This is a genomic window from Bacillus sp. FJAT-22090, assembly GCF_001278755.1.
Classification (GTDB): Bacteria; Bacillota; Bacilli; order Bacillales_A; family Planococcaceae; genus Psychrobacillus.
On the sequence record NZ_CP012601.1, the window covers coordinates 1,573,922 to 1,597,061 of the forward strand.

The following is a 23,140-nucleotide window of genomic DNA, read 5'->3' on the forward strand; positions in this document are numbered from 1 at the left end:
GTTTAACACAAGGAATTTTATAAAACAATATGTTTTCTGAAAATTCCTTCTAATGAAAAAGTATGATATTTTGTAACATGACTATTTACTTAAGTCGCTTATATCATATCTAGACAACAAAAAAGGTATCCAAAACTGTCAGAGTGACAATTGGATACCTAGAAAATTAAATGTATTTTATTGAAGCGGATGAAAAAACTATAGACAACTCGTTCTTAAGTTAGTCTACAATGTAGTAAAAAGTAGCAGTATTTTATAATTGATAAATTTTAGTATATTTCTCTTCTAAATAATCTGCCAAGTAATTACCATTAAGCCCTTCACCTGTTGCATCTTTAAGTATTTCCAGCGGTTTTTTAAGTACCCCATACTGATGGACATTTTGGGTGAGCCAAGATTTGATAGGAGATAAATCCCCTTGTTCAAATAGTTCGTCAAAATTCGGGATATCCTTTAACATAGCCGCCTTAAACTGTGAAGCGTACATATAACCTAAAGCATAGGAAGGGAAATATCCGAAGCTTGCTCCCGCCCAATGAACGTCTTGCAGTATTCCTTCTGCATTTGTAGAAGGACGCACTCCTAAATATTCCTCATATTTAGCATTCCAAATTTCAGGCAGTTCTTCAACTTTTAAATCCCCATTAAATAGACCTTTCTCGATTTCGTAACGAATCATTATATGAAGTGCATACGTTAGTTCATCTGCTTCAATACGAATCAGGGAGGGCTTGACTTCATTTATTGCACGCAAAAACTCCTCCATCGATACATTTCCGAATTGTTCTGGAGAATAGCTTTGTAACTTTTCATAGTTTTGTTCCCAAAACTTTGGATTTCTGCCAACAAAGTTTTCATAAAATAGAGACTGTGATTCATGAATTCCCATGGATGCACCACCCGCTAGAGGTGTACCCGTTAATTCTTCCCCAACATTTTGCTCATAAATGGCATGACCACACTCATGAATAGTACCAAATACAGCAGAACGGAAATCTGATTCATCGTATTTCGTTGTAATTCGGACATCTCCACGATTTAATCCGGTTGCAAATGGATGAACTGTTTCATCTAGTCTCCCAGCCTCAAAATCATAACCAAGTTGTTTTAAAACATCTAAACTAAATGACTCCTGCTGCTTTTTATCGAAATGCTTATATAAGAAATCTGTTTTCGGTTGATTTGGAGATTCTGAAATTTTCTTTAATAAAGGCACAATACGATTTCTTAAATCTCCAAATACTTTATCTAGTATTTCCGTAGTCATTCCAGGCTCATATTGATCCAACAATACATTATATGGATTATTGTCTTTTACTCCCCAATAAGTAACAAATCTCTTTAAAGTGTCCACCATTTCTGTCAAATATGGCATGAACATCGCCCAATCGTTTTTGGACTTCGCTTCTTCCCAAACAGATTCGGATTTAGATTGAAGAATAACAAATTTTTTATATTCATCTGCAGGTATTTTTTTACTCAAATCATATTCTTTTTTCACTTCTTCAAACACACGCTTCGTTACAATATTTGCTGAAGAAATTGTAGGTTCTAGTTCATCTAATAATTTCTTCAACTCGTCTGATGTTGAAAGATTAAATACATCTGTTGCAAGTACACCTACAACTTCAGAACGCTGGTCTATTCCTTTTTTCGGTGCCCCTGTGCGCATGTCCCAATATAATACACCTAATGCTTCATTGTACGCACCAATCTTTTTTACATATTCTAAAAATTGTTGTTCTAACGTCAAAGTAAATTCCCCCTTTTTTCCAACTCCACATTATCGTACCATATGACTATTATTGATGAATAGATGTTGGCAAAATTTTAACAAATCGACTTTGTAAATTTGCTTCTTCTGGGTTAAGTAGAATATGAATTTCTCCGTAATCGTTAGATGTTCTAATAAGTCTTCCGATGCCTTGTTGCAATCTTAGTAGCATAAATGGTAAATCAACTTCTTCAAATGGTTCGTTTGAGAAATTACGCTTTGCATCAAACAAAGGATCTGCTGGTGGGAATGGTAAATCTACAATAATAACTCTTGTTAACGCTTTTTCAGGTAAATCTAGACCTTCCCATAAGTGGTAAGAGCATAATGTTGAGAAGTTCCCTTCTTGAAACTCCTTCACTATTGTGGAAAGCTCTCTCTCCCCTTCAAAAACAATATCTTTAGTTAAAGGAATAGAATTTCTGAATTGATCCATCGCTGCTTTTGATTTAAATAAGATTAATGTTTGTTGCTTATCTTCCAATAATTTAACCACATGCTTAGCTTTGTCTTCTTGTTGTAGTTTTGTTACATTGATTTTCATCACTTCATCATAGTCAAATGGGGAAGCTACTGAGAACGATTGGTATTTTTCAACACCTAGTGAATCCGCTATATACGTAAAATCTTTTTCAATAGAAAGTGTAGCGGAAGAAAATACGATTGGCATTTTAGAAGTAAACAGTTTTTCATTTAAAATGTCTGTTACTAAACGCGGCATAATAATCAACGTTTCATGGCCATCAATAATTTCAAGCCACTCTACTCCATCCCCTTTTTCCGTGAACAAACGTAAAGAATAAACATACTGCTCTAAAAATTCTTCCACCATTCGAAGCTCATACTCAGGAATTGTAAATAATTCTGACTCAAAGACAAATTCTTCGAGTAAATCATCCGTTAAACTAATAGCTTTCTTGCATGTTTGAATAAGTAAATCTGATTTATTGATCGTCATTCGGTCTGAATCTCTGGCGATGCTATTTTTTCTAATTAAACCAAAAATCTCATCATGCGTTTCTTGTAGTTGCTCCATTAAATATAATGTTTTCTCTCTAATCCCATCTACCATGATTCGTTCTAATAAACGAACTAATGTTTCACTCTGTATTTCATACGTAAGCGCTTTTTGGGCAGCAAATTCTAATAGATGTCCCTCATCCAATACAATCATTGATACTTCGGGTAATAAAGGAAGCTGTCCTTCACGAACTCTCGATTCTTTTGTCCAAATATGTTCCATTAAAAATTCATGGGAACATATAAGCAAATCTGCAGATTCTCTATAATTTTGACGATGAATAGTTTGGCCACAACGATTACGCAAATCACAAACCATACACTGCTGAGTCGGATGAAAATTTACTTTTTGCCAATCTTCATCACTTACCCCAGAAAATTGGCTTCTTTCTCCATAGGGAAATATTTTCTGAAGAGAGGAATGACCATAAACAAAATCCGGAATGAGATCCTCTATTTCCTCTATGAAATAATCATTATCTAAATCTTTTTGTGCATCTTCTAATCGTTTTAAACAAAGATATTGATTTCTTGATTTTGCTAGACGGACATCAATCTTTATATCTAAATAATTTTGCAGTTTAAAAATATCACCTGCTTCTTTAACTAATTGTTCAATTAACGTTTCATCTGCACATGCGATTAAAGCAGGTTTTCCCGTATATCTTGCATAAGAAATTGCAGGTAACAAATAAGCTATAGTTTTCCCTGTACCTACTCCCGCCTCGGCAAATAGCACATTTTTTTCTTTTAGAGCTTTTTCAATTTGATAAGCCATAAATATTTGTTCATCACGGCACTCAAAACCTTTTTCTGGTAATTCATCGTATAATACATCACCCATCCAATCACCTAATGATTCGAAGAAAGAGCGGTCCTTGGATAATTGAAATGGTAAAGCTTTTTTCATATATGAACTCCTCCAAAATAAAATAAGAACGGAAAGGAGTTCCTCCCTTCCGTCAAACTAATTTTTAATCTACACAAATAATCCTCTACTTAAGAACGTTTACCCCAAAATTGGTAATAATCTGTTCGAATAAATCCGTTAAATAGTTTACGTTTTTTTGTTGCACGTTTACCATACAATTGTTCAAAGTTTTCCATTGATGAAAGCATATAAACAGACCAGGTAGGATACTTTTCCATTAAATATCCTAAATCGCTAATTGCTTTCTCAATTACTTCTACTTCCCCAATTCTCTCTCCGTACGGCGGGTTACCAATCATAACACCGTCTGTAACCGTAGTGGAAAAATCACTAGCTTGCATTTGTTTAAATGTTATAATGTCTCCAAAACCAGATTCAAAAGAATTCTGTTCCGCTACTTGAATCATTTTATGATCGATATCAGAACCTATAATTTGAAGCTCTTGATCATACCTCGCAAGATCTTCCGCTTCATTTCGTACATCATCCCATATTGTTTTAGACATCCATGACCACGATTCACTATGGAAATCACGATTAAAGCCTGGAGCTATATTTTGTCCAATCATAGCAGCTTCAATCGGAATTGTTCCAGAACCACAAAATGGATCAACAAATGGGCGATCTGGATTCCATTTAGAAATTTTCACTAGTGCAGCTGCAAGAGTTTCTTTTAATGGAGCTTCTCCTTGTTCTTGACGATAACCGCGTTTATGCAGACCAACACCACTTGTATCAATTGTGATGGTTGCTATATCTTTTAAAATACTTATTTCAATTTTATATGTTGCTCCTGATTCATCTAGAAATCCTATGCGCTTATAAGCTAGTTTAAGACGCTCTACAATTGCTTTTTTTACAATAGCTTGACAGTCCGGAACACTAAAGAGAGTAGACTTAACTGATTTTCCTTGTACAGGAAATGCAGCATCTACTGTTAAAAACTTTTCCCATTGTATTGCTTTTGTTTTTTCAAAAAGCTCGTCAAATGTTTTAGCAGGAAATTGTGCAACTACAATTTTCACACGATCAGCAACACGCAACCAAATATTTGCTTTGGCGATTGCTCTTTCATCACCTTCGAAATAAATTTTTCCATTTTCAGTAGTTGTTTCATAACCTAGTGCCTTTACTTCATCAGCTACAATAGATTCTAATCCCATTGCGGATGTTGCTACTAATTTAAATTTTGTCATTATACATTCCTTTCTTGCTTATGAATTTCCCATAATTCGATGAAATCCAAAAGCTCTGAGCTTGGAATTGGCCTGCTATAATAATATCCTTGGATGATATCACAACCCATTTCCTTTAAAAGCTTAACTTGATCTTTCGTTTCTACACCTTCAGCTACTACTTTTATATGTAAACGGTGGGCCATCATTATAATACAATCTACAATGGCTTGCTTATCTTTTAAAGAGGTAATTTGTTGAACAAAACTACTGTCTATCTTCAAATAATTTAGTGGAAAACGATTTAGATAACTTAAAGAAGAATAACCTGTTCCAAAGTCATCAATAGAAATTTTGAATCCCATATTTTTTAGTTTGATTAACTTGTTGACTATACCCTTCGCGTCTTTCATAACCGTCCGTTCTGTCAACTCTAATTCTAATTGGCTTGGACTACAATTATATTGCACAAGAATTGCATTTATTCATTCCATAAAGTCATCTTGTTGGAAATGTAATGACGCAATATTAATTGAAATAGGTAAGTGGAGAATCCCTTTACTTCTCCAATCCATTATATCTAGGCATACTTTTTCCAGTATCAATTCACTTAATGGAATAATTAAACCAGTATCCTCTGCGTAAGGAATAAATTCTCCTGGTGAAACGTTGCCTAACTTATCATTTTCCCATCTAACAAGTGTTTCAACACCTATAATTTCTTGGTTACCAACTGATATTTTAGGTTGATAATAAATATGAAATTCTTTTGTTTGAATGGCTTTTCTAAGTTCTGCTTCTAAAAGAAGTAACCGTTTAGAATCTTTTTTTAACTCCTCGAAATAAAAAGCATATTGATTTCGTCCATTCTGTTTAGCAAAATACATTGCTTTATCCGCTTTATGAATAAGTTTTTCTGCATCTATACCATCTTGCGGAAAAATACTAATTCCTATACTTGAAGTGATATATATTTCCTTTCCATCGATATAAAAGGGTTTGTTTAAAGATTTAATAATTTCTTTAGCCTGACGAGCTGCATCTTTTTGATGATGAATATCATTTAAAGTCAATAAAAACTCATCACCACCATATCGAGCAAATATATTTTTCTCTTTTACGGTTAATTTAATACGATTGGCAACCTCTGTTAATATTATATCTCCAACATCATTTCCTACTGTCTCATTGATATGTTTAAAACGATCTAAATCAATAAAAAGTAATGCATGTTTATGATTATGTGATTGAGGAAAACTAATTAATTCATTTAATGATTCTTTAAACGTCGATCTATTAGCTAAATTCGTTAATTGATCCGTAAGGGTCAATTCTTCTAGCTCTCTTTCTATTACTTTTTTACGAGATATATCTGAAAAAATTCCAAAATAATTGGTAACCTCTCCAGCACTATTCACTATACTTGCAATTGATAATAGTTCTGGATAAATTTCACCACTTTTTCTTTTATTCCAGATTTCGCCTCGCCAAACACCTTTCGTATTAAGTTCATTCCACATATTTTTATAGAACGAAGCGTCTTGTATTCCAGATTGTAAAATACGAGGATTTTTACCTCGAACATCATCCATCGAATACCCTGTAACCAATTCAAAAGCAGCATTTACAAGAGAAATGTGCATTTGTCCATCGGTAATCATTATACCTTCAGTTGTAGAATGAAATACTTCCTCTACTAATTTATTTGGGTATAAATAAAATTGTTCAGGTTGTTGTTTTTTCTTCACAATCAAATACCTGCCTTTGTTTACGCTACAAAGTAATAATTAAAATTTTTACTCCATAATTTTATGAAAAAGGTTATGTAAGATAAGAAAAGCTCTCCTCGAATGGAGAGCTTGTTTATATTATTATTTAGCCACTCATACACTCAATAAGCCATGTTTTGTCTCTACGGTACTCAAACGGTGCTTTACCTCGTACTGTGTAGATGGCAATCATCTATCTACAGAATAACTTCTGTTCTTCTATCCATTCATTTCCTTCAAGAAGATGCCCCTACCATAATTTGGGTTTCTCACTCGTGGGGTTTACCTCGTTCCACCTGTATAGTTTCCTATACAGCTACGTCACTGTGGCACTTTCAGAGATTGTCAGCCATATCCTAAAAAGAACTTAGGCCTTCATCCCGCCGTCAGCTAAAAGCTGCCTTAGTTTATTTTTTCACTAAGCACGAACACTACATTCATCTCAGAATTGTGTGAGCATGGACTTTCCTCTACAATGTCTAGCATTGCAGCGATTGCCCGAATATATAAGTGGTATTCATAGTATACACGAAACTTGTCGACATTTCAACGCATTGAAAGTAATATAATTATTCGTATAATTTACTTCCAAATACATGTTTCTCTAAATGTGAAAGTCGTTTCAAAATATCAAAATTCGTTGCACCAGTAGGTGGTGGTGGTGCTTGCTGAGTTCTTTTCGGTGCCTCTGCCAATTCTTCTCTTAATTGCTTATTTTCTAATTGAAGTTGGGAAATTTTCTTTTCAAAAGCCTCGTAATCTTGAATAATATCATCTAAGAATATGTCAACTTCCTCTTGGTTGTACCCTCTTAAGCCTGTTTTAAATTCTTTTTCTAATATATCTGATGGTTTAAACTTCAATTCCATAGTACATCTTCCTTCCATCTACATTTCGCTAAACGTATTATAGCATAATGATGTCGAATAATGGAGTAATTTAAGGCATTTGTACGCGCTTTTTGTTATGTTGTGCGCTTGCCCGGGAAATAATTATTTTCCGGCTTATTCTTTCTCTTCTTTTAACTAGTTCTTTTTCGATGCGTAACTTTGTTTGTAAGGATATACTATCGCTTAAAGAATCCATATATGTCGCGCTTTTTAATGTCATTTTTAGCGCTGACTCAAAATCTCTTTGTTGATGCTCATACAATTTAGCTAATTCTATATAAACTTTTAAACGATATTTCCCGCTTATTTCCTTTAAAGATTCCTCAAAAGCTTGGATACTCTCAATAAATAACTTTTTGCGTTTCAAATGTAATCCTAAGTACATATATGCAACGCAAGCTTCCTCTTTTGGGAAATGATCCACGACAAATTTAAACCAGTTAAAGCTTACTTCGGTTGTTTTCAAATCCTGAAACCATTTTCCGATATTAGTATACGTCACAGAGGATTCATCTACTTCTTCTTTTTTGGTCATTAAATCCACTGTAATTATATATAGCGTTACCAAAGATAAAATATCCCATTCATTATGTTTTAAAACTTTCATCAAATTAACTGGACTCCCTGTCTTCACCGCATCAAAATAAATAATGGGAGCAAGATGACCTGGTATATCTCCATTTCTCTTAAAACCTAACTTTTGTTCTTCGATTTGCTTTAATTTAAATCTTTCTAAATCACCTTTCCATATTCGTTTGGAAGTATGCATCAAGTCGATATGATCATGCTGTTTTAATTTTGGAAGAAGATTTCGATTCATTGTCCATCTTGTAATTAGTTGTGGTAAATCAAAGCTTTTTCCGTTATAAGTAATAATTGTTTGTGCGTCTTTCCAGAAATCCGAAGCATATAAAAATGCGGTTTCTTGACTTGGATCTGCAAGTACAAATTGTTTCAATAAAAAACCATCATTCGTTTTCGTTAATATTCCATTAAGAAATATAAGTACTCCTGTCCCCTTCAAACCAGTTGTTTCTGTATCATAAAAGGAAAAGCTATTATTTGAAGAAACTGTTAATGGATGTTCTGGATAGTTATTCTGCATAAATTTGATCGCTTGATTTAATTTACTCAATGCAATGTTTCCATGTATATGCTCATTTGAGTAGAAAGATTCTTTTACAAATAAAAAACCATGTTCGTTCTGAATTAGTTTAAGTCCGTGCTGAATCCATTTCTCTGTATAAAAAGGAAGCTGATAAGTAGAAACTTCCTTTTTAATCTGTTCGCTCGAATTCTTTTTTACGAGCCCTTTCATTTGTAATAACTTTTTTTCATAGGACATTTTCTTTTACCTGCAAAAAATGGAATAGTCTTAATACTTCTTTTTTCAAATTCAATTCAGCATCCTGAGCTCCGATACAAGCAGGACAACCATTACTACAAGAACAGCTTGCTACTTGCTCTGTTACTTTAGGAACTAATTCATTCCATAAATCAAACATTCTTTCTGATAATCCGATACCACCTAGATAACTATCATAAATATAAAAAGTTGGTTTTTCCATATTAGTTGATTTCACTTGTGGTACGACATGAATATCTTTTGAATCACAATGAATGAATAATGGAATAAATGCATGAAGCGCATAAGCTGCTCCAGTCATTGCATCTGATAGTAGAGCATCCGTCCAATCATCTGGTTTTTCAAAGCTAAACCATGTAGAGGAAGTATGCAATTCTATTGGAGGTAAGTGAATCTTACCTGATCCAATGTTGTCGTGAGTATCAAACTTAATTTTTTTAAAGATAGTTGGTTGCGCTAATACAATGATGTCACCAAATAACAGTGTTCCAACATTGGCTTCTTTTTCCTTATCCTCACTCAATACTTTTAACTCTACCGCAATGTTAGCATCTGTGAAATAATCAACGTCTACCTCTCTGACAAATGCTTTTTTCTCTTCCCAGTCCAGTATTTCTACTTGAAATTGAGTTCCTTGATGTAAATATATCGCTTCCTCATGCAGTAAAGTCATCGCACTATATTGATCCATTTCACCAATCACTTTCGTTTTTGTTGGTATAGATTGGTCAATAATAATAACATTTTCTTGAGACGCAGAACGTAAACTTACATTGCTCGCTGGAAAACTTTCAGACATCCAATGCCATTTCTCAGCTGTTTTTAATAAAACGCATTCCTCCTCCAAAAATTCAAGTAACTCTTGAATTGAAAATTCGCCGTATGAATCCATCGTTGAAAATGGCAACTCAAATGCTGCACATTTCAAATGATCCATTAAAATTATCATGTTATCAGGATGAATACGTACTTCTTCTGGAGATTGACCTAAAAAGTAAGAAGGATGGTTCACAACGTATTGATCAAGTGCAGTGGATTGAGCAACGTATATAATTAGAGCCTCATCCTGCCTTCTTCCTGCTCTTCCTGCCTGTTGCCATGCACTTGCGATATTGCCAGGGTATCCTGTCATTATACATGCTTGTAATTGACCAATATCTACCCCTAACTCTAATGCATTAGTGCTTACTACAGTTCTAATTAATCCGTCTCTTAAGCCTTTTTCAATTGTTCTTCTTTCAGAAGGTAAATAACCTCCTCTATAACCGCGAATTGTTTGGTCATTTATTTTTTTGCTAACTAGCCCTTGTAAATAAGTTACGAGCATTTCGACTCGAACTCTACTTTTTGCAAAAACAATTGTTTGAATCCCATTTACATATAATTCCTGTGCTAAATCTCTAACTTCTAATATTGCACTTCTTCTCACATTAAATACTGGATGAATAATTGGTGGATTGTAAAACACAAAATGTTTCTTACCTGCAGGGGCACCATTTTCATCGATTAATGTATGCGAAGCATTTGTTAAAGATTCCGCAAGCTCTTTTGGATTTTTAATCGTAGCAGATGTACAAATAAACTGCGGATGACTTCCATAAAACGCACAAATTCTCTTTAACCTTCGTATAACATGTGCAACATGACTACCGAAAACACCCTTATATGTATGGATTTCATCTATAACTATAAATTTTAAGTTCTCGAAAAGAGATACCCATTTAGTGTGATGTGGGAGAATTCCAGAATGAAGCATATCAGGATTTGTTAATACTATATGACCTGACTTTCTAATTTTCTGTCTTATACCAGGTTCTGTGTCTCCATCATATGTATAACTTAAAATTTCCTCTTCACTCTCTTGAATTAGTGCGTTTAAATCGCTTTTTTGGTCCTGGGCTAATGCTTTTGTCGGAAACAAGTAAATGGCTCGCGAGGTTGGATCGTCTAATATCGACTGAAGAACTGGTAGGTGATAGCAAAGTGATTTTCCTGAGGCAGTAGGAGTGATTGTAGTATATGACTTACCAGACATCGCAGTATCAAAAGCTTGTCTTTGATGAATATACAATTGATTTACTCCACGACTGACTAATGCTTTTTGTAAAGAAGGATGCATTTGATCGGGAAATGGTGCATATTTTGCTTGTTTCTCTTCAGTTGTATGAACATGCACTATGCGTGAGTTTCTATTTCCATCTAACTTCCAATCATCTAGTAATTGTTGAACGCTCTTTCGTTTATGCATGTTCATCCCCCACTTCCTTGATAGCTTGAATAATTGTTTCCAATGTATATTTTGATGAATGAATTGACTTTAGAAACCTTTTTTTACTCGTACCTTTATAGTACGATTGCACAATAAATTGCTTCATGGACTCAAGTAAAGAGTCAACCTGACTAGGATGGACATACTTAGGTCTCTTTTCTTGAATCCATTTTCGGACTAGCTGTTCCCATTCTTGCAAAAGCTCATCTATTTGATATGCATGTGGTTTTACATCTTGAAAAAAATCAGGATCCTTATCTTCTTTACGATAAGTTTCAAAACGGTTGATACAATCATCACATTCTTTCAATAAATGTTTACTAAGATTTAATAGTGACAAAGTTATCCCTCACATTCTAGTAATAGTTTATCAAATATCAAAACTTTTTACTAGTTCTAGGCGAACGTATATTCTTTATAATTTATTTTCCATTTTTTCAATTTTCGCTAGCAAATGAAAAGAGGACCGACTAAAGTTTTCCTCGAATTTATCTTGTTCATCGTGTAGTCGACTTTCGAGTAAATACTCAAGTAACTCAAGTTGGTCAATTAATCGTTCAATTTTATTCATTATAATTCCTCCTTTTTAGAGTATGTTCCTTGTTTTTCTATAAATACCTTCCTTCTCGACAAACGTTCTTTACAACAGACAAAACTAGTGTACACTCGACAAAGTAAACTCGCTGTAACAGAAATGAAACTAAATATGAATAGTATTCGTCTAAGTAACTTGTGATAAACTAATAGCATAAAGAGGTGATCTGCTTGGCTATTCATTATCCAAATGGTAGAGTGTATACTCCCAAAAAAGAACCGTTAAAAATTAAGAAAAAGGATTATTCTTTTAGTAATAGGGGTAAGACGTTAGAGGATGAGTTAAATGATGCAAACGAATACTACCTTTTAAGCGGTCTAGCTGTCATCTATAAAAAACCAATCCCTATTCAGGTTGTTAAAGTAGAATATCCTAGTCGAAGTAGTGCAGTGATTAGAGAAGCGTATTATCGAACACCTTCTACAACAGACTTTAACGGTGTGTACCAAGGTAAATATATTGACTTTGAAGCAAAAGAAACGGAAAATAGAACAGCGTTTCCCTTGAAAAATGTACACGAACATCAAGTAAATCATATGAGAAAAGTAACTAAACAAAATGGCGTTTGTTTTTTACTAGTACGTTTCTCGGCATTTGATCGTTATTTTTATTTACCTTTTGAACAATTAGAGCTTTTTTGGGAAAGAATGCAAACAGGGGGAAGAAAATCTATTGCTTTTAGTGAATTCGAAGAGCATGCAATAGAGATTATTCCCAAATATGCACCAAGGATTGATTATTTAAAAATAGTTGATAACTTGAACGTATAAAGTGAAAGTGAGGAGACGTTTATGAGTGAGCAAAAAAGAACTCGTGAACAAAGAAGAAAAGAATTACAACAAAAAAAACAACCGAAGAAACCTATAAAACTATGGATAAAACGTATTTTTATTACTGTACTAGCTTTAGGTATAGTAGGACTTATAGCAGGAGGATCCCTATTCGCTTATTATGCAAGCACTGCTCCAGAATTAGACGAAAAATCTTTAAAAGATCCTATTAGTCCAAAACTTTTAGATGCAAACGGAGAAGTATTTGCTACAGTTGGTTCGGAAAGTAGAGAACATGTTCCCTACGATCAAATACCCCAACAAATGGAAGATGCTATATTAGCGACGGAAGATGTTCGTTTTTATGATCATATGGGAGTCGATTTCCTACGTTTAGGGAAAGCAGTATTAGCAAACTTCACAAGCGGTTTTGGTTCACAAGGTGCCAGTACTTTAACACAACAGGTGATTAAAAACTCGTTTTTAACAAATGAAAAAACATTAAAACGAAAAGCACAAGAGGCATATCTTGCTATTCAGCTAGAACGCAAGTATGAAAAAGAAGAAATATTTGAAATGTACTTCAATAAAATCTTAATGTCTGGAAGAATATATGGATTTGGAACAGCATCCCAATATTTCTATGGTAAGGAATTAAAGGACTTAACTTTAGATCAATACGCAGTACTTGCAGGGATGCCACAAAGTCCGAATAATTATAATCCATTCAAAAATCCTGAGCTTGCTGAAAAAAGACGAAACATTGTACTTCATTTAATGAATTTACATGGCAAAATTACAGAAGAAGAAATGAAAACAGCACAAGCAGTACCTATAGAGGAAGGTTTATTACCTGAAGAGCAACGTGTAGCACGACAAGATTCTAAATATGATGCGTTCATTGATATTGTATTGGATGAATTAGAAAAAAATGGTGATGGGGATGCAATCTCCGAAGGTATTACTATTCACACAACTTTACAACCTGAAGCACAGCAGACTGTAGAATCCACACTTAACTCTGATATGTTCCCTTCAGAAAAAATCCAATCAGCTATTGCAGTTATTGATACAAAGACAGGTGCAATCGCTGCAGTTGGTGGTGGTAGAAATTATGGAGCAGAACGTGGATTTAACTTTGCACAAGATATGAATGTTCGCTCTCCCGGTTCTACTATCAAACCTTTAATCGACTATGGTCCAGCAGTAGAGTATTTAAATTGGTCAACTGGTCAGACAATCGTTGATAAAGAAATCAAATACACTGGTACGGATCAAGTAGTTCGAAATTTTGATGGGAAATATAAAGGTAAAATGACAATGCGCGAAGCACTTTATAATTCTCGAAATGTACCTGCTGTTAAAACACTACAAGAGGTTGGCACAAAAAATGCGAAAGAATTTATTAATCGTTTCGGAATCGATTTAGGAGACGTAACCGAAAGTAGTGCGATTGGTGGTACATCTAAAGCTATGTCCCCTATTCAAATGGCTGGAGCATACGCAGCATTTGGAAATAGCGGTATGCATACTGAACCATATGCGATTAATAAAATTGTTTACCGAGATGGCAAAACAGAAAAAAATTATCGTCCTGAATCTAAACCTGTCATGAAGGATTCTACAGCTTATATAGTGACAGATGTCCTAAGAGATGTAATGACGATAGGTACTGGTAAGCGTGCAGCAGTGAGCGGATTGGATATTGCTGGAAAATCCGGTACTTCCAATTATGACGCAAATCAAATGAAGGAATGGAATTTACCGGATAGCGCATTTCCTGATGTGTGGTTTGCTGGATACACTACAAATTACTCTATTGCTGTTTGGTCTGGTTATCCTGAATTAAAAACTCCAATGACTACAAACGAGGAGCGTTATTTACCACAGCATATTTTTAAAGAAGTAATGGCTAATATTTCAGACGGAACAAATACAGAGCGCTTCAAAAAACCAAGTTCAGTAGTAGAAGCGACAATCGAGGTTGGATCTGATCCGTTACAATTAGCAAGCGATTATACACCTGACAATTTAAAATCAACTGAACTGTTTGTTAAAGGAACTGAACCTACTACTGTATCGGAAGAATATGAGCAACTTGAGTTAAATGCTCCTTCTAATTTAGCCGTGGATTATGATGAAATAACTTCAACTGCAACATTATCATGGGATTTCAAAAAACCAGAAGAAATGGAAACGGATGTACAGTTTGAAGTTTCCGTTGCAATCGATAATGGACCAAGTGAAGTTCTACAAACAACAAATCAACAGGGATTAATCGTTCAAAGTTTGATACCTGGTAGTACTTATGTATTTTCGGTTACTGCAGTTTCAGATGAAATTCGAAGTGAACCAGCTTCTATCTCTCTGACACTCGATGCCGTAGAAGAAGTAAATCCAGAAGATAACCCTTCAGACGATATTGATGAAAATGAAGGTAATGAGAATGGTAACGGCGGCAATGGTAACAATAATGGAAATGGTAATGGCAACGGCAATGGAAACAATAATGGCAATGGTAATTCTAATGGTGAGGATGGAACTAATACCGGGGAAGACGGAACAGATACAACTCCTGAAGATGGTCAGGAAGAAACGAATCCTGATGGTACCACCTCTGGAGAGGATTCCAGTACAACTCCATAGAAACAAAAAAACGAGTTATCCTAGAGGGATAACTCGTTTTTTATTTGTAAATATTTAAAACTTCTCAATATGTCATCTTCTACTATTTATCATTCATGATTCTTTTCACTGCAATTTTCTTTTTCGCTTCTTTAAACAACTCTTCAAGTTGACGATAAGCAGTATAATTTGAACTATTCTTTTGAATAAAATCAAAGCGTTCGGTAAAATTGATTAAATTTACTCCATCAGCAACCTTAATAATATCTTTCAATAGCTGTATCCCATGCTCCATGATGATTTTTCTTGAATCATCATTTTCTTTAAAAAGCGGGACCAAACTATCTTTTAACAGGTCCCATTCTTCAAATTTACTCCGAAAATCGAAAGAATTATCTTTAGACAATTTTACTCATCCTCTTTTTCCCTTCTCGACAAACTGCCAATAAAGGGCATTCTGGGCAATTTGGATTTTGTGCTTTACAATGATAGCGCCCAAAGAATATTAGTTGATGATGTGCTTTTGACCATAGCTCCATCGGAGTTTTCTTCATCAATGTCTCTTCTACTTGCAAGACAGTATCTTTCCATCTACATAAACCTAAGCGTTTTGTTACACGTTCTACATGTGTATCCACCGCAATTGCTGGAATGTCAAAGGCTACTGAAACAACAACATTTGCGGTTTTGCGGCCTACACCCGGAAAAGTAGTCAATAGGTCTCTATTAGCAGGGACTTCGCCACCGTATAATTCTATCAATTGTTTACTTAATGCTTGTATATTTTTCGCCTTATTACGATATAGACCAATTGATCGAATATCTGATTGAAGCTCTTCAATAGAAACCATTAAATAATCTTCCGGCTTTTTATATTTTTGAAATAAAGTTTTTGTCACTTTATTTACTAAAACATCTGTACATTGTGCGGACAATAATGTAGCAACAAGGAGTTCAAATGGATTTTCATGAACGAGCTCACAATGAGCATCAGGGAACATTCGCTCCATCTCGTCTAGGCAATAATGCCATTGTGCTTTCGTAAGCAATTTTCCCCCTCCTACTCTCTTTCTTCTAACCAATTATAAAAAGATACTTTTGTAGAATTAGAAATTTGTTCAACTTGTTTTGGAACAGATATTTGTTGTCTGAAATTAGACGACTCTTTTTCTGCAGCTTCTACTGTCTTAATATTTTTCTTTTTCCATTCAAATAAAATACGATCTATATATCGTAAGCTAAGCTTTTGGGCAAGTACTGCCTCTTTAAGTGCTAACCGAATAAGTGAAGGAGAATGTTGATCCTGGTCAAACCACATGCCTATTGTTTCGTATTCCATGGGTGATAACAGTCTACCAAATTCTTGCTCGAATAACTTATAAATATTGCCTTCCTCCACTTTCACTTGTTGATCTTCTTCCTTGTTCTGTTCGTGCTCTGCATAATCCAAAAGTAAGTTCCAGAGACACTGAAAATCATAATATTCATTACGAACACCTTGTTCATCAATTTGCTGTTCAATTTGAACAAAACCTTTTTGCAAAAGTCGTTGTAAAATACTTACTACTTTATTTTCATCAAAATACGTCTTGTCCACTAGATTTTGGGGAGTTGGAAAGTGGTTTCCAGCCTCACCATAAGCAATTAAATGAAGAAGAATGATAGCTTCTTCATCTTTCACATCAATCATCTTGTAGTAGCTAAAAAAAAGCTGGGAAATGGTTACATTTCCCTGCTCTGTCCAAATACGGAGTCGATCTCGCTTTTGCATACTCGTCTCCCTTTCTTTTTGATCCAACCCTAACGCCTTGTCCCTTTAAGTAAGAAAATATAGCGGTTGTTTTATCTTATGGATATAATCTGTTTAATAAACGTGGGAATGGAATAGACTCACGTACATGTTCTGCTCCACTTAACCATGCTACTGTTCTTTCTAATCCAAGTCCAAAACCAGAATGTGGCACGGAACCTTGTTTACGAAGTTCTAAATACCATGCATATGCTGCTTCATCTAAATCATGCTCTTCTATTCGTTGTTTTAAAAGATCATAGTCGTGAATACGCTCAGAACCACCAATAATTTCTCCATAACCTTCAGGAGCAATTAAGTCTGCACACAATACAACATCATCTCTGTCTGGATGCGGTTGCATATAGAAAGGTTTGATCCCTACCGGATAATGTGTGATGAAAACTGGTTTATCGTAGCTTTCTGCAATGGCAGTTTCATGAGGAGAACCAAAATCATCACCCCATTGGATATCATCAAATCCTTTTTCATGTAAAAATTTAATAGCATCATCATAAGAAATACGTGGAAACGGTGCTTTAATATTTTCAAGTTTAGATATATCACGACCTAAACGCTCTAATTCTAATGTACAATTTTTTAATACTGCTTGTGCTATATATTCAACATATTGTTCTTGCACTTCTAAGTTTTCGTCGAATTCTACAAAAGCCATCTCAGGCTCAATCATCCAAAATTCAATTAAATGACGTCGTGTTTTAGATTTTTCTGCACGAAATGTAGGTCCAAAAGAAAATACTTTACCAAGGGCCATTGCAGCAGCTTCCATATACAATTGACCAGATTGAGATAAATAAGCATCCTCATCAAAATATTTTGTATGGAATAATTCGGACGTCCCTTCTGGAGCTGATCCAGTTAAAATAGGTGGGTCCATTTTTACAAATCCATTATTATTAAAAAACTCATATGTAGCACGAATAATTTCATTACGAATTTTCATAATAGCATGTTGTTTTCTAGAACGTAACCATAAATGACGATTGTCCATTAAAAATTCCGTACCATGTTCTTTAGGTGTAATTGGGAAATCCACAGCAGCATGAATCACATCAATTTGTTTTACCTGTAATTCATAACCAAAAGAAGAACGATCGTCTTTAGTCACTTCACCTATTACATACATAGAAGTTTCTTGTGTTAATCCTTTAGCAACTTGAAAAATTTCTTCTCCAACTTCCTCTTTCACTACAACTCCTTGAACAAAACCAGAACCATCACGTAGTTGTAAAAAAGCAATTTTACCACTTGACCGTTTATTTGAAAGCCATGCACCTAATTTTATTGTTTCGCCGACATGGTTCTCCATATCTTTAATCATAATTTTTTTCATGTTACCCTCCAAAAATTCAAAAGTTAAATTATAAGTTTGAAATACGTTTCCACCAATCTCCGTCATTAAATAACAAATACACATAACCAAGGTTATTGTCGTTATCTACAAACGTGATTTCCCAAACTGGACCTACTTCTTCTACTCCAAGTTTAGCATGTAATATTTTACTGTCTTTTTCCTCTTTCATTGCTAGTTCAATCGCTTGTTCTTTCGTTATTCCATCCTTTAAATTAACTTCCATTATAGCTTCATCTGTCTTTTTTTCAGGAATGAAAAACGCTTTTTCTTCCCCGTTATCAGTTGTACCTATAACTGTATGGAATGAATCAGAACTATTATATACATAAGAATCATTAATATCTGATAACAACTCATGTTTCATTACATAGGATTCAGCATCTTCGCTAGCAGCTTTGAAAGGATTTTTTGCTTGAAAGTAAATTAGTAAGCTTAGAACAACCGTTAGACTGATTAAAAAAATAACAATAAACAGGATCCATCTTTTTAATGCCATTAGTTAAGTCCTGTAAATTGTAAATACTGCTTTTTCTTGATCTTGCTTATCAAGTGCCAATCCAAACATTAAATCCTGTTCTTTTAATGTACGATTTAAAGCATCAACCACTTTATATAAGTCACCCTGATAATTTACCGTAACGGTTGATAGCACTTCAATTTTTTTTTCCATATTTCTACCCGCTTTCTAAAACTCATACTCCCTTAGTATACCAATTTTCCAGCTCTAAGACCATATTTTCTAGCGATACTTTCTTTACTGGAATATTAGGGATTGCTTGAATAAAATCGATTCCATAGGACTTTGTTTCAATTCTTCTATCTAACACGATAAAAACACCCTTATCGGATGATGAACGGATTAATCGACCAAAACCTTGTCTAAAGCGAAGAACTGCTTCTGGTAAAGAATAAGCAGTAAATGGGTTCTGACCGTTAATTGTTAATAATTCTGCTCTCTTTTTAAATAAAGGGTCCTCTGGAGAGGAAAAAGGAAGTCTCACCATAATAATTACAGATAATGCGTCTCCCGGAACGTCTACACCTTCCCAAAAACTATTTGTGCCAAATAATACTGATTTAGAAAAACGCTGAAATGATTTTAATAAGCGCATTCTACTTCCAGATGACATACCTTGTGCAAACAACATATAATCATCTAACAATTCTGTGTCTTGTATTAAGTCAACAGTTTTTCGAAGCATATCTTGAGAAGTGAACAAGACAAAGCATCTTCCTTCAGTAACCAGCACTGTTTGAACAATTGCTTCTGCGATAGATTCAATATAGTCACTTTGAGATACTTGCTGGATATCTGGCATATCGTCAACAATTAATAATTCTGCTCCTTTATAATAGTCAGCAGAAGCTTTAAATGTAGAAATGCTAATATTATTATCTAATCCTAACTGAGAAGTGATAAAGTGGCGATTTGTAGGAACCGAAAGTGTTCCCGAAGTCCATACAACCGCCCCTTCCTCTCTTAGCGGATCGAGGGCACTTTTAATATCTTGCTGATAGTTTAATGGTCTTTTAATAATAGTCAAGCTACCCGGTATGCTTCTTGTATCCATTTCCAACCACTTTGCTTCAAGTGTGGCATCCTGTAAAAATATTTCATCCCATTCGCTTACTTTTATTTCAAGCTCTCGAATCCAATATTCCCATTCGTTCAATATGATAGATGAATATAATTCTAATTGGTCCGAATATGAATGGATAATCGAGTTTGCAGAAAAAATAAAAGTTTGAATGGAGTTTGCTACTCTTCTCAAACTGGATTCATCTATGTTGAATTCTCCAAGAAGAATAGATTTTTTTGTATTTTTATATCGAGTTTTTGTTTGGCTTGCAGAATGGACGATAGCAGAAATAGTATCATCAAAAGTATTTACTACTTCAACAAATTGCTTTTCCAAACGTACACGTAAAGCTAATGGTATATGCAAATCGGACAATTTATAAAGTAAATGTTCCGTATCCAATGTTCCAAATTGACCAAGCACATACTTCCAATTTGTATAAGAAAAAACACGTTCTTTTCTAGACATACTGGCATGTATAAATTGATGTGCCTCATCAATAATAGTTGCACATCCATTTGCCAATAACCTATTTTCTCTTTCCTGATCTGCTAATATCATGGCATGATTGGTAACTAAAATATCACATTTTTCACTTTTTCGAATAGCTTTCTGATAAAAGTCTACCTCTTTCAACTCTTCCGTATTAAAACGATCAGTTCTTCTTATTTTATCAATAAAAAGTTGACCACCACCTGAAACATTTAACTCGGTCAAATCCCCTTCTTCTGTTAGTGTTAACCAAACTAATACTTGCATAATAGTAAAAGTTTCATCATAAGATTCGTCTTCTAATTGAAGATGCTGCCAAAATCGATATAAATCGATATAATGATGCATCCCTTTCAATTTTCCTACTTGAATTTGAACACCTAAGAGCTCATTTAATTTAGGTATTTCTTCTAAAATTAACTGATCAATTAGATGAGTTGTATACGTACTAACGATTACTGGTTTCCGTTGCTCCATTGCATAAATGGTAGCAGGAAGTAAGTAACCCAAGGTTTTACCAATCCCAGTCTCCGCCTCACAAACAATTTCTTTTTTATCCTTTAGTGCAGCGTGAATCTTATCCATTAATTCAAATTGACCTGGACGCTCTTCAAATCGTTCCATACTTTCATGGAACAAGCTCAATTTAGAAGATCTCTCTAAAGGATAACATTGCTGAATAGGCTGAAAATCAATCTCACCCTCTACATATTTTAAAGGTATAGAATGATAAGTTGGGTAATCTTTTGAGTCCAACTCTTTTCTTTTAGAAGTTAACACCTCAAAAAAAATTAAGGATAAGTTAGATTTCAAATGAAAAGATCTTTTATGTAATAATTCTATTGTTCGTAGTGGTAATTGAGAAAGTTGCTCTATGCACTTTAATAGCAAATGTGCAGTAGCCAACGCATCATCGTCTGCTCGATGCGCTGAATGCAACTCAATATGTAACTCAGAGGAAATATCCTGTAGCTTATAACTATACAAGTTAGGAAACATTAGTTTTGTAAATTCAACTGTATCCATATTTTTGCAAATTAACTTCGGAAGCCCAACTCTTTTAAGTTCACTTTGTAAAAATGGAAGATCAAAATGAACATTATGTGCTACAAATATATGGTCTTGAAGCATATCTAAAATTTGTGAACCAACTTCTTCAAAAAGAGGAGCATTCACTACATCTTCATCTTTAATTTTCGTTAAATCTTGAATAAAGAAAGGAATTTGTTTTTCCGGATTAATAAATGTTGTATACGTATTTGTGATTTTATAGTCATTTATAAAGACAATTGCTATCTGAATTATGCGGTCACCATTAGAAGATGAATGGCCTGTTGTTTCAATATCTACAACTGCATATTTATGATTTTCCACCATTCCTCAACTCACAATTCTAATTTTTAAAAGTAAGAACATTAAAGACTTTCTCTAAAAAATTGTAACACATTCACTAATAAGAAACGAAAATTTTGATGTAAACAATTGAAAATAAATCTTCATTAAAACAAGCATGAATTTTATTACATAAAATATTTAGAAATGATTTATCAAATTTAAAACCACTTTTAACACGGACGTGCGCTTGCGGCTGGTAAGCCGCTCATCCTATTCACCACTTTTGATGAAAATCATTGATAACTAGTAAAGTATTTAGGTCTTACAATACGATGTAGCCCAATTTAATTGAAACCTTTTATTTGTACTAGATGACACCTGCATTCGCACCTTCCCAGCCGCATGACGCGCCGTATGAGACAGATTGATGCGCCTAGCGCATACAGCGGCTCATGCGGACGTGCGGCCAGCGCGAATGCAAATAGATAAGAAGTTATCCATATAACATAAAAACTAATTAATTTACTCTTTTAGGACTCGGATGTGCGCTTGCCGCACGCTATGTATGAGCCTCCGTAGGAAGAGTTGCTCCTTCGTCGTTTGCACATCCTATTTTTGATGAAAAATCATTGATAACAAGTAAAGTATTTAGGTCTTACAATACGATGTAGCTCATTTTAATTGAAAACCTTTTTTTGAAATTGATGATACCTGCAGTCGCGCCTTCCCAGCCGCTTGAAGTGCCGTATGAGACAGATGTATGCGCCTTAGCGCATACAGCGGCTCATGCGGACGTGCGGCCAGCGCGAATGCATCTAGATAAGAAGGGTACCCCTTTATCACACCATTTAAAGAATTTCTGTTTTCAAACTATTACTTTGTTCTTTGAACAACTTCTTCTACTTCATTACTACAAAAAGATGCGAGGGACGTGATAAAGTCACGTCCCTCGCATTCAAGAATTTTAGTAATCTAATAAGTCTTTGGCCGGATAGTAAATTACATCACTGTAGCTTCAGGTTCGTAATGTATTATCTGTTTAATCGTATTATTATCATTCATAATGGCTACTGTTGGTTGATGTGTTTTGGCTTCATCATTCATCACGTAGGCATAGGAAAGGATAATAACAATATCTCCTCGTTGCACGAGGCGAGCAGCTGCTCCATTTACACAAATAACACCGCTTCCTCTTTCACCAGAGATAATATACGTTTCAAAACGTGCTCCATTGTTATTATTTACAATATGCACTTTCTCGTTAGGCAGCATCCCTACTGCATCCAAAATATCTTGATCGATCGTGATACTACCTACATAATTTAAATCTGCTTGAGTCACAACTGCGCGGTGTATCTTGCTATTTAACATCATTCGTAACATCA

General features: G+C 34.5%; 18 protein-coding genes, 1 other RNA gene and 1 pseudogene. 2 read left to right on the forward strand and 18 right to left on the reverse strand.

Annotated features, from left to right (window positions below; translation table 11 throughout):
• Nucleotides 1-253 precede the first annotated feature (253 nt).
• The 10 genes and pseudogenes from AM499_RS08265 to AM499_RS21650 form a co-directional block, all read right to left on the reverse strand.
• Nucleotides 254-1,753, reverse strand: coding sequence for a carboxypeptidase M32 (locus AM499_RS08265; protein ID WP_053589756.1), 1,500 nt, complete (start codon nucleotides 1,751-1,753; stop codon nucleotides 254-256).
• 49 nt (nucleotides 1,754-1,802) lie between these two features.
• Nucleotides 1,803-3,704: an ATP-dependent DNA helicase gene (locus tag AM499_RS08270; RefSeq protein ID WP_053589757.1), complete on the reverse strand. Its 1,902-nt coding sequence runs from the start codon at nucleotides 3,702-3,704 to the stop codon at nucleotides 1,803-1,805.
• An 89-nt stretch (nucleotides 3,705-3,793) separates the two neighbouring features.
• Nucleotides 3,794-4,921 (reverse strand): THUMP domain-containing class I SAM-dependent RNA methyltransferase, encoded by a 1,128-nt coding sequence (locus AM499_RS08275; protein ID WP_053589758.1) that lies wholly within the window; start codon nucleotides 4,919-4,921, stop codon nucleotides 3,794-3,796.
• Nucleotides 4,921-6,648 (reverse strand): annotated as a pseudogene (locus tag AM499_RS08280) (putative bifunctional diguanylate cyclase/phosphodiesterase). Before AM499_RS08280 ends, AM499_RS08275 begins: the two are co-directional and overlap by 1 nt.
• A 142-nt stretch (nucleotides 6,649-6,790) precedes the next feature.
• Nucleotides 6,791-7,175, reverse strand: an RNA gene (gene rnpB, locus AM499_RS21330) — RNase P RNA component class B.
• A gap of 63 nt (nucleotides 7,176-7,238) precedes the next feature.
• Entirely contained in the window at nucleotides 7,239-7,538 is a 300-nt protein-coding gene (gpsB, locus tag AM499_RS08285; RefSeq protein ID WP_053589759.1) for a cell division regulator GpsB, read from the reverse strand.
• Nucleotides 7,539-7,608: 70 nt separating this feature from the next.
• Entirely contained in the window at nucleotides 7,609-8,904 is a 1,296-nt protein-coding gene (locus AM499_RS08290; protein ID WP_053589760.1) for a ribonuclease H-like domain-containing protein, read from the reverse strand.
• Nucleotides 8,894-11,173 (reverse strand): DEAD/DEAH box helicase, encoded by a 2,280-nt coding sequence (locus AM499_RS08295; RefSeq protein ID WP_053589761.1) that lies wholly within the window; start codon nucleotides 11,171-11,173, stop codon nucleotides 8,894-8,896. Before AM499_RS08295 ends, AM499_RS08290 begins: the two co-directional genes overlap by 11 nt.
• Entirely contained in the window at nucleotides 11,166-11,534 is a 369-nt protein-coding gene (locus AM499_RS08300) for a YppE family protein (protein ID WP_053589762.1), read from the reverse strand. Before AM499_RS08300 ends, AM499_RS08295 begins: the two co-directional genes overlap by 8 nt.
• A gap of 75 nt (nucleotides 11,535-11,609) precedes the next feature.
• Nucleotides 11,610-11,765 (reverse strand): hypothetical protein, encoded by a 156-nt coding sequence (locus tag AM499_RS21650; protein WP_156316775.1) that lies wholly within the window; start codon nucleotides 11,763-11,765, stop codon nucleotides 11,610-11,612.
• Between the two features lie 194 nt (nucleotides 11,766-11,959).
• Here AM499_RS21650 and recU point away from each other — a divergent pair, with 194 nt between their 5' ends.
• A complete protein-coding gene (gene recU, locus AM499_RS08305; protein WP_053589763.1) occupies nucleotides 11,960-12,559 on the forward strand; it encodes a Holliday junction resolvase RecU in 600 nt (199 codons plus the stop codon).
• A 21-nt stretch (nucleotides 12,560-12,580) separates the two neighbouring features.
• Nucleotides 12,581-15,205, forward strand: coding sequence for a PBP1A family penicillin-binding protein (locus tag AM499_RS08310; RefSeq protein ID WP_082355208.1), 2,625 nt, complete (start codon nucleotides 12,581-12,583; stop codon nucleotides 15,203-15,205).
• A gap of 82 nt (nucleotides 15,206-15,287) precedes the next feature.
• Here the strand turns inward: AM499_RS08310 and AM499_RS08315 are convergent, their stop codons facing one another.
• The 8 genes from AM499_RS08315 to panD all read right to left on the reverse strand — a co-directional run bounded on the left by AM499_RS08315 (nucleotide 15,288) and on the right by panD (nucleotide 23,138).
• On the reverse strand, nucleotides 15,288-15,590 hold the full coding sequence (locus tag AM499_RS08315; protein ID WP_053589764.1) for a YpoC family protein: 303 nt from the start codon (nucleotides 15,588-15,590) through the stop codon (nucleotides 15,288-15,290).
• The gene (gene nth / locus AM499_RS08320; RefSeq protein ID WP_053589765.1) at nucleotides 15,583-16,233 is read right to left on the reverse strand and encodes an endonuclease III; all 651 of its coding nucleotides are present in this window, start codon (nucleotides 16,231-16,233) and stop codon (nucleotides 15,583-15,585) included. Before nth ends, AM499_RS08315 begins: the two co-directional genes overlap by 8 nt.
• Nucleotides 16,234-16,244: 11 nt before the next feature.
• On the reverse strand, nucleotides 16,245-16,955 hold the full coding sequence (locus AM499_RS08325; RefSeq protein ID WP_053589766.1) for a DnaD domain-containing protein: 711 nt from the start codon (nucleotides 16,953-16,955) through the stop codon (nucleotides 16,245-16,247).
• Nucleotides 16,956-17,031: 76 nt separating this feature from the next.
• On the reverse strand, nucleotides 17,032-18,327 hold the full coding sequence (gene asnS / locus AM499_RS08330; RefSeq protein ID WP_053589767.1) for an asparagine--tRNA ligase: 1,296 nt from the start codon (nucleotides 18,325-18,327) through the stop codon (nucleotides 17,032-17,034).
• A 28-nt stretch (nucleotides 18,328-18,355) separates the two neighbouring features.
• Complete coding sequence (locus AM499_RS08335; protein WP_053589768.1) at nucleotides 18,356-18,844, reverse strand: cell wall elongation regulator TseB-like domain-containing protein; 489 nt, start codon at nucleotides 18,842-18,844, stop codon at nucleotides 18,356-18,358.
• 3 nt (nucleotides 18,845-18,847) lie between these two features.
• Nucleotides 18,848-19,018 (reverse strand): YpmA family protein, encoded by a 171-nt coding sequence (locus AM499_RS21335; protein ID WP_082355209.1) that lies wholly within the window; start codon nucleotides 19,016-19,018, stop codon nucleotides 18,848-18,850.
• 22 nt (nucleotides 19,019-19,040) lie between these two features.
• Nucleotides 19,041-21,797, reverse strand: coding sequence for an ATP-dependent DNA helicase DinG (dinG, locus tag AM499_RS08340; protein WP_053589769.1), 2,757 nt, complete (start codon nucleotides 21,795-21,797; stop codon nucleotides 19,041-19,043).
• A 957-nt stretch (nucleotides 21,798-22,754) separates the two neighbouring features.
• On the reverse strand, nucleotides 22,755-23,138 hold the full coding sequence (gene panD / locus AM499_RS08345; RefSeq protein WP_053589770.1) for an aspartate 1-decarboxylase: 384 nt from the start codon (nucleotides 23,136-23,138) through the stop codon (nucleotides 22,755-22,757).
• Nucleotides 23,139-23,140: the final 2 nt, after the last annotated feature.

What these genes read in the sequence shown, in the direction of transcription:
- AM499_RS08270 (WP_053589757.1), bottom strand. Translation starts at nt 3,704, where the DNA reads ATGAAAAAAGCTTTACCATTTCAATTATCCAAGGACCGCTCTTTCTTC.
- AM499_RS08275 (WP_053589758.1), bottom strand. Translation starts at nt 4,921, where the DNA reads ATGACAAAATTTAAATTAGTAGCAACATCCGCAATGGGATTAGAATCT.
- gpsB (WP_053589759.1), bottom strand. Translation starts at nt 7,538, where the DNA reads ATGGAATTGAAGTTTAAACCATCAGATATATTAGAAAAAGAATTTAAA.
- AM499_RS08290 (WP_053589760.1), bottom strand. Translation starts at nt 8,904, where the DNA reads ATGTCCTATGAAAAAAAGTTATTACAAATGAAAGGGCTCGTAAAAAAG.
- AM499_RS08295 (WP_053589761.1), bottom strand. Translation starts at nt 11,173, where the DNA reads ATGCATAAACGAAAGAGCGTTCAACAATTACTAGATGATTGGAAGTTA.
- AM499_RS21650 (WP_156316775.1), bottom strand. Translation starts at nt 11,765, where the DNA reads ATGAATAAAATTGAACGATTAATTGACCAACTTGAGTTACTTGAGTAT.
- AM499_RS08310 (WP_082355208.1), top strand. Translation starts at nt 12,581, where the DNA reads ATGAGTGAGCAAAAAAGAACTCGTGAACAAAGAAGAAAAGAATTACAA.
- AM499_RS08325 (WP_053589766.1), bottom strand. Translation starts at nt 16,955, where the DNA reads ATGCAAAAGCGAGATCGACTCCGTATTTGGACAGAGCAGGGAAATGTA.
- asnS (WP_053589767.1), bottom strand. Translation starts at nt 18,327, where the DNA reads ATGAAAAAAATTATGATTAAAGATATGGAGAACCATGTCGGCGAAACA.
- AM499_RS08335 (WP_053589768.1), bottom strand. Translation starts at nt 18,844, where the DNA reads ATGGCATTAAAAAGATGGATCCTGTTTATTGTTATTTTTTTAATCAGT.
- AM499_RS21335 (WP_082355209.1), bottom strand. Translation starts at nt 19,018, where the DNA reads ATGGAAAAAAAAATTGAAGTGCTATCAACCGTTACGGTAAATTATCAG.
- dinG (WP_053589769.1), bottom strand. Translation starts at nt 21,797, where the DNA reads ATGGTGGAAAATCATAAATATGCAGTTGTAGATATTGAAACAACAGGC.
- panD (WP_053589770.1), bottom strand. Translation starts at nt 23,138, where the DNA reads ATGTTACGAATGATGTTAAATAGCAAGATACACCGCGCAGTTGTGACT.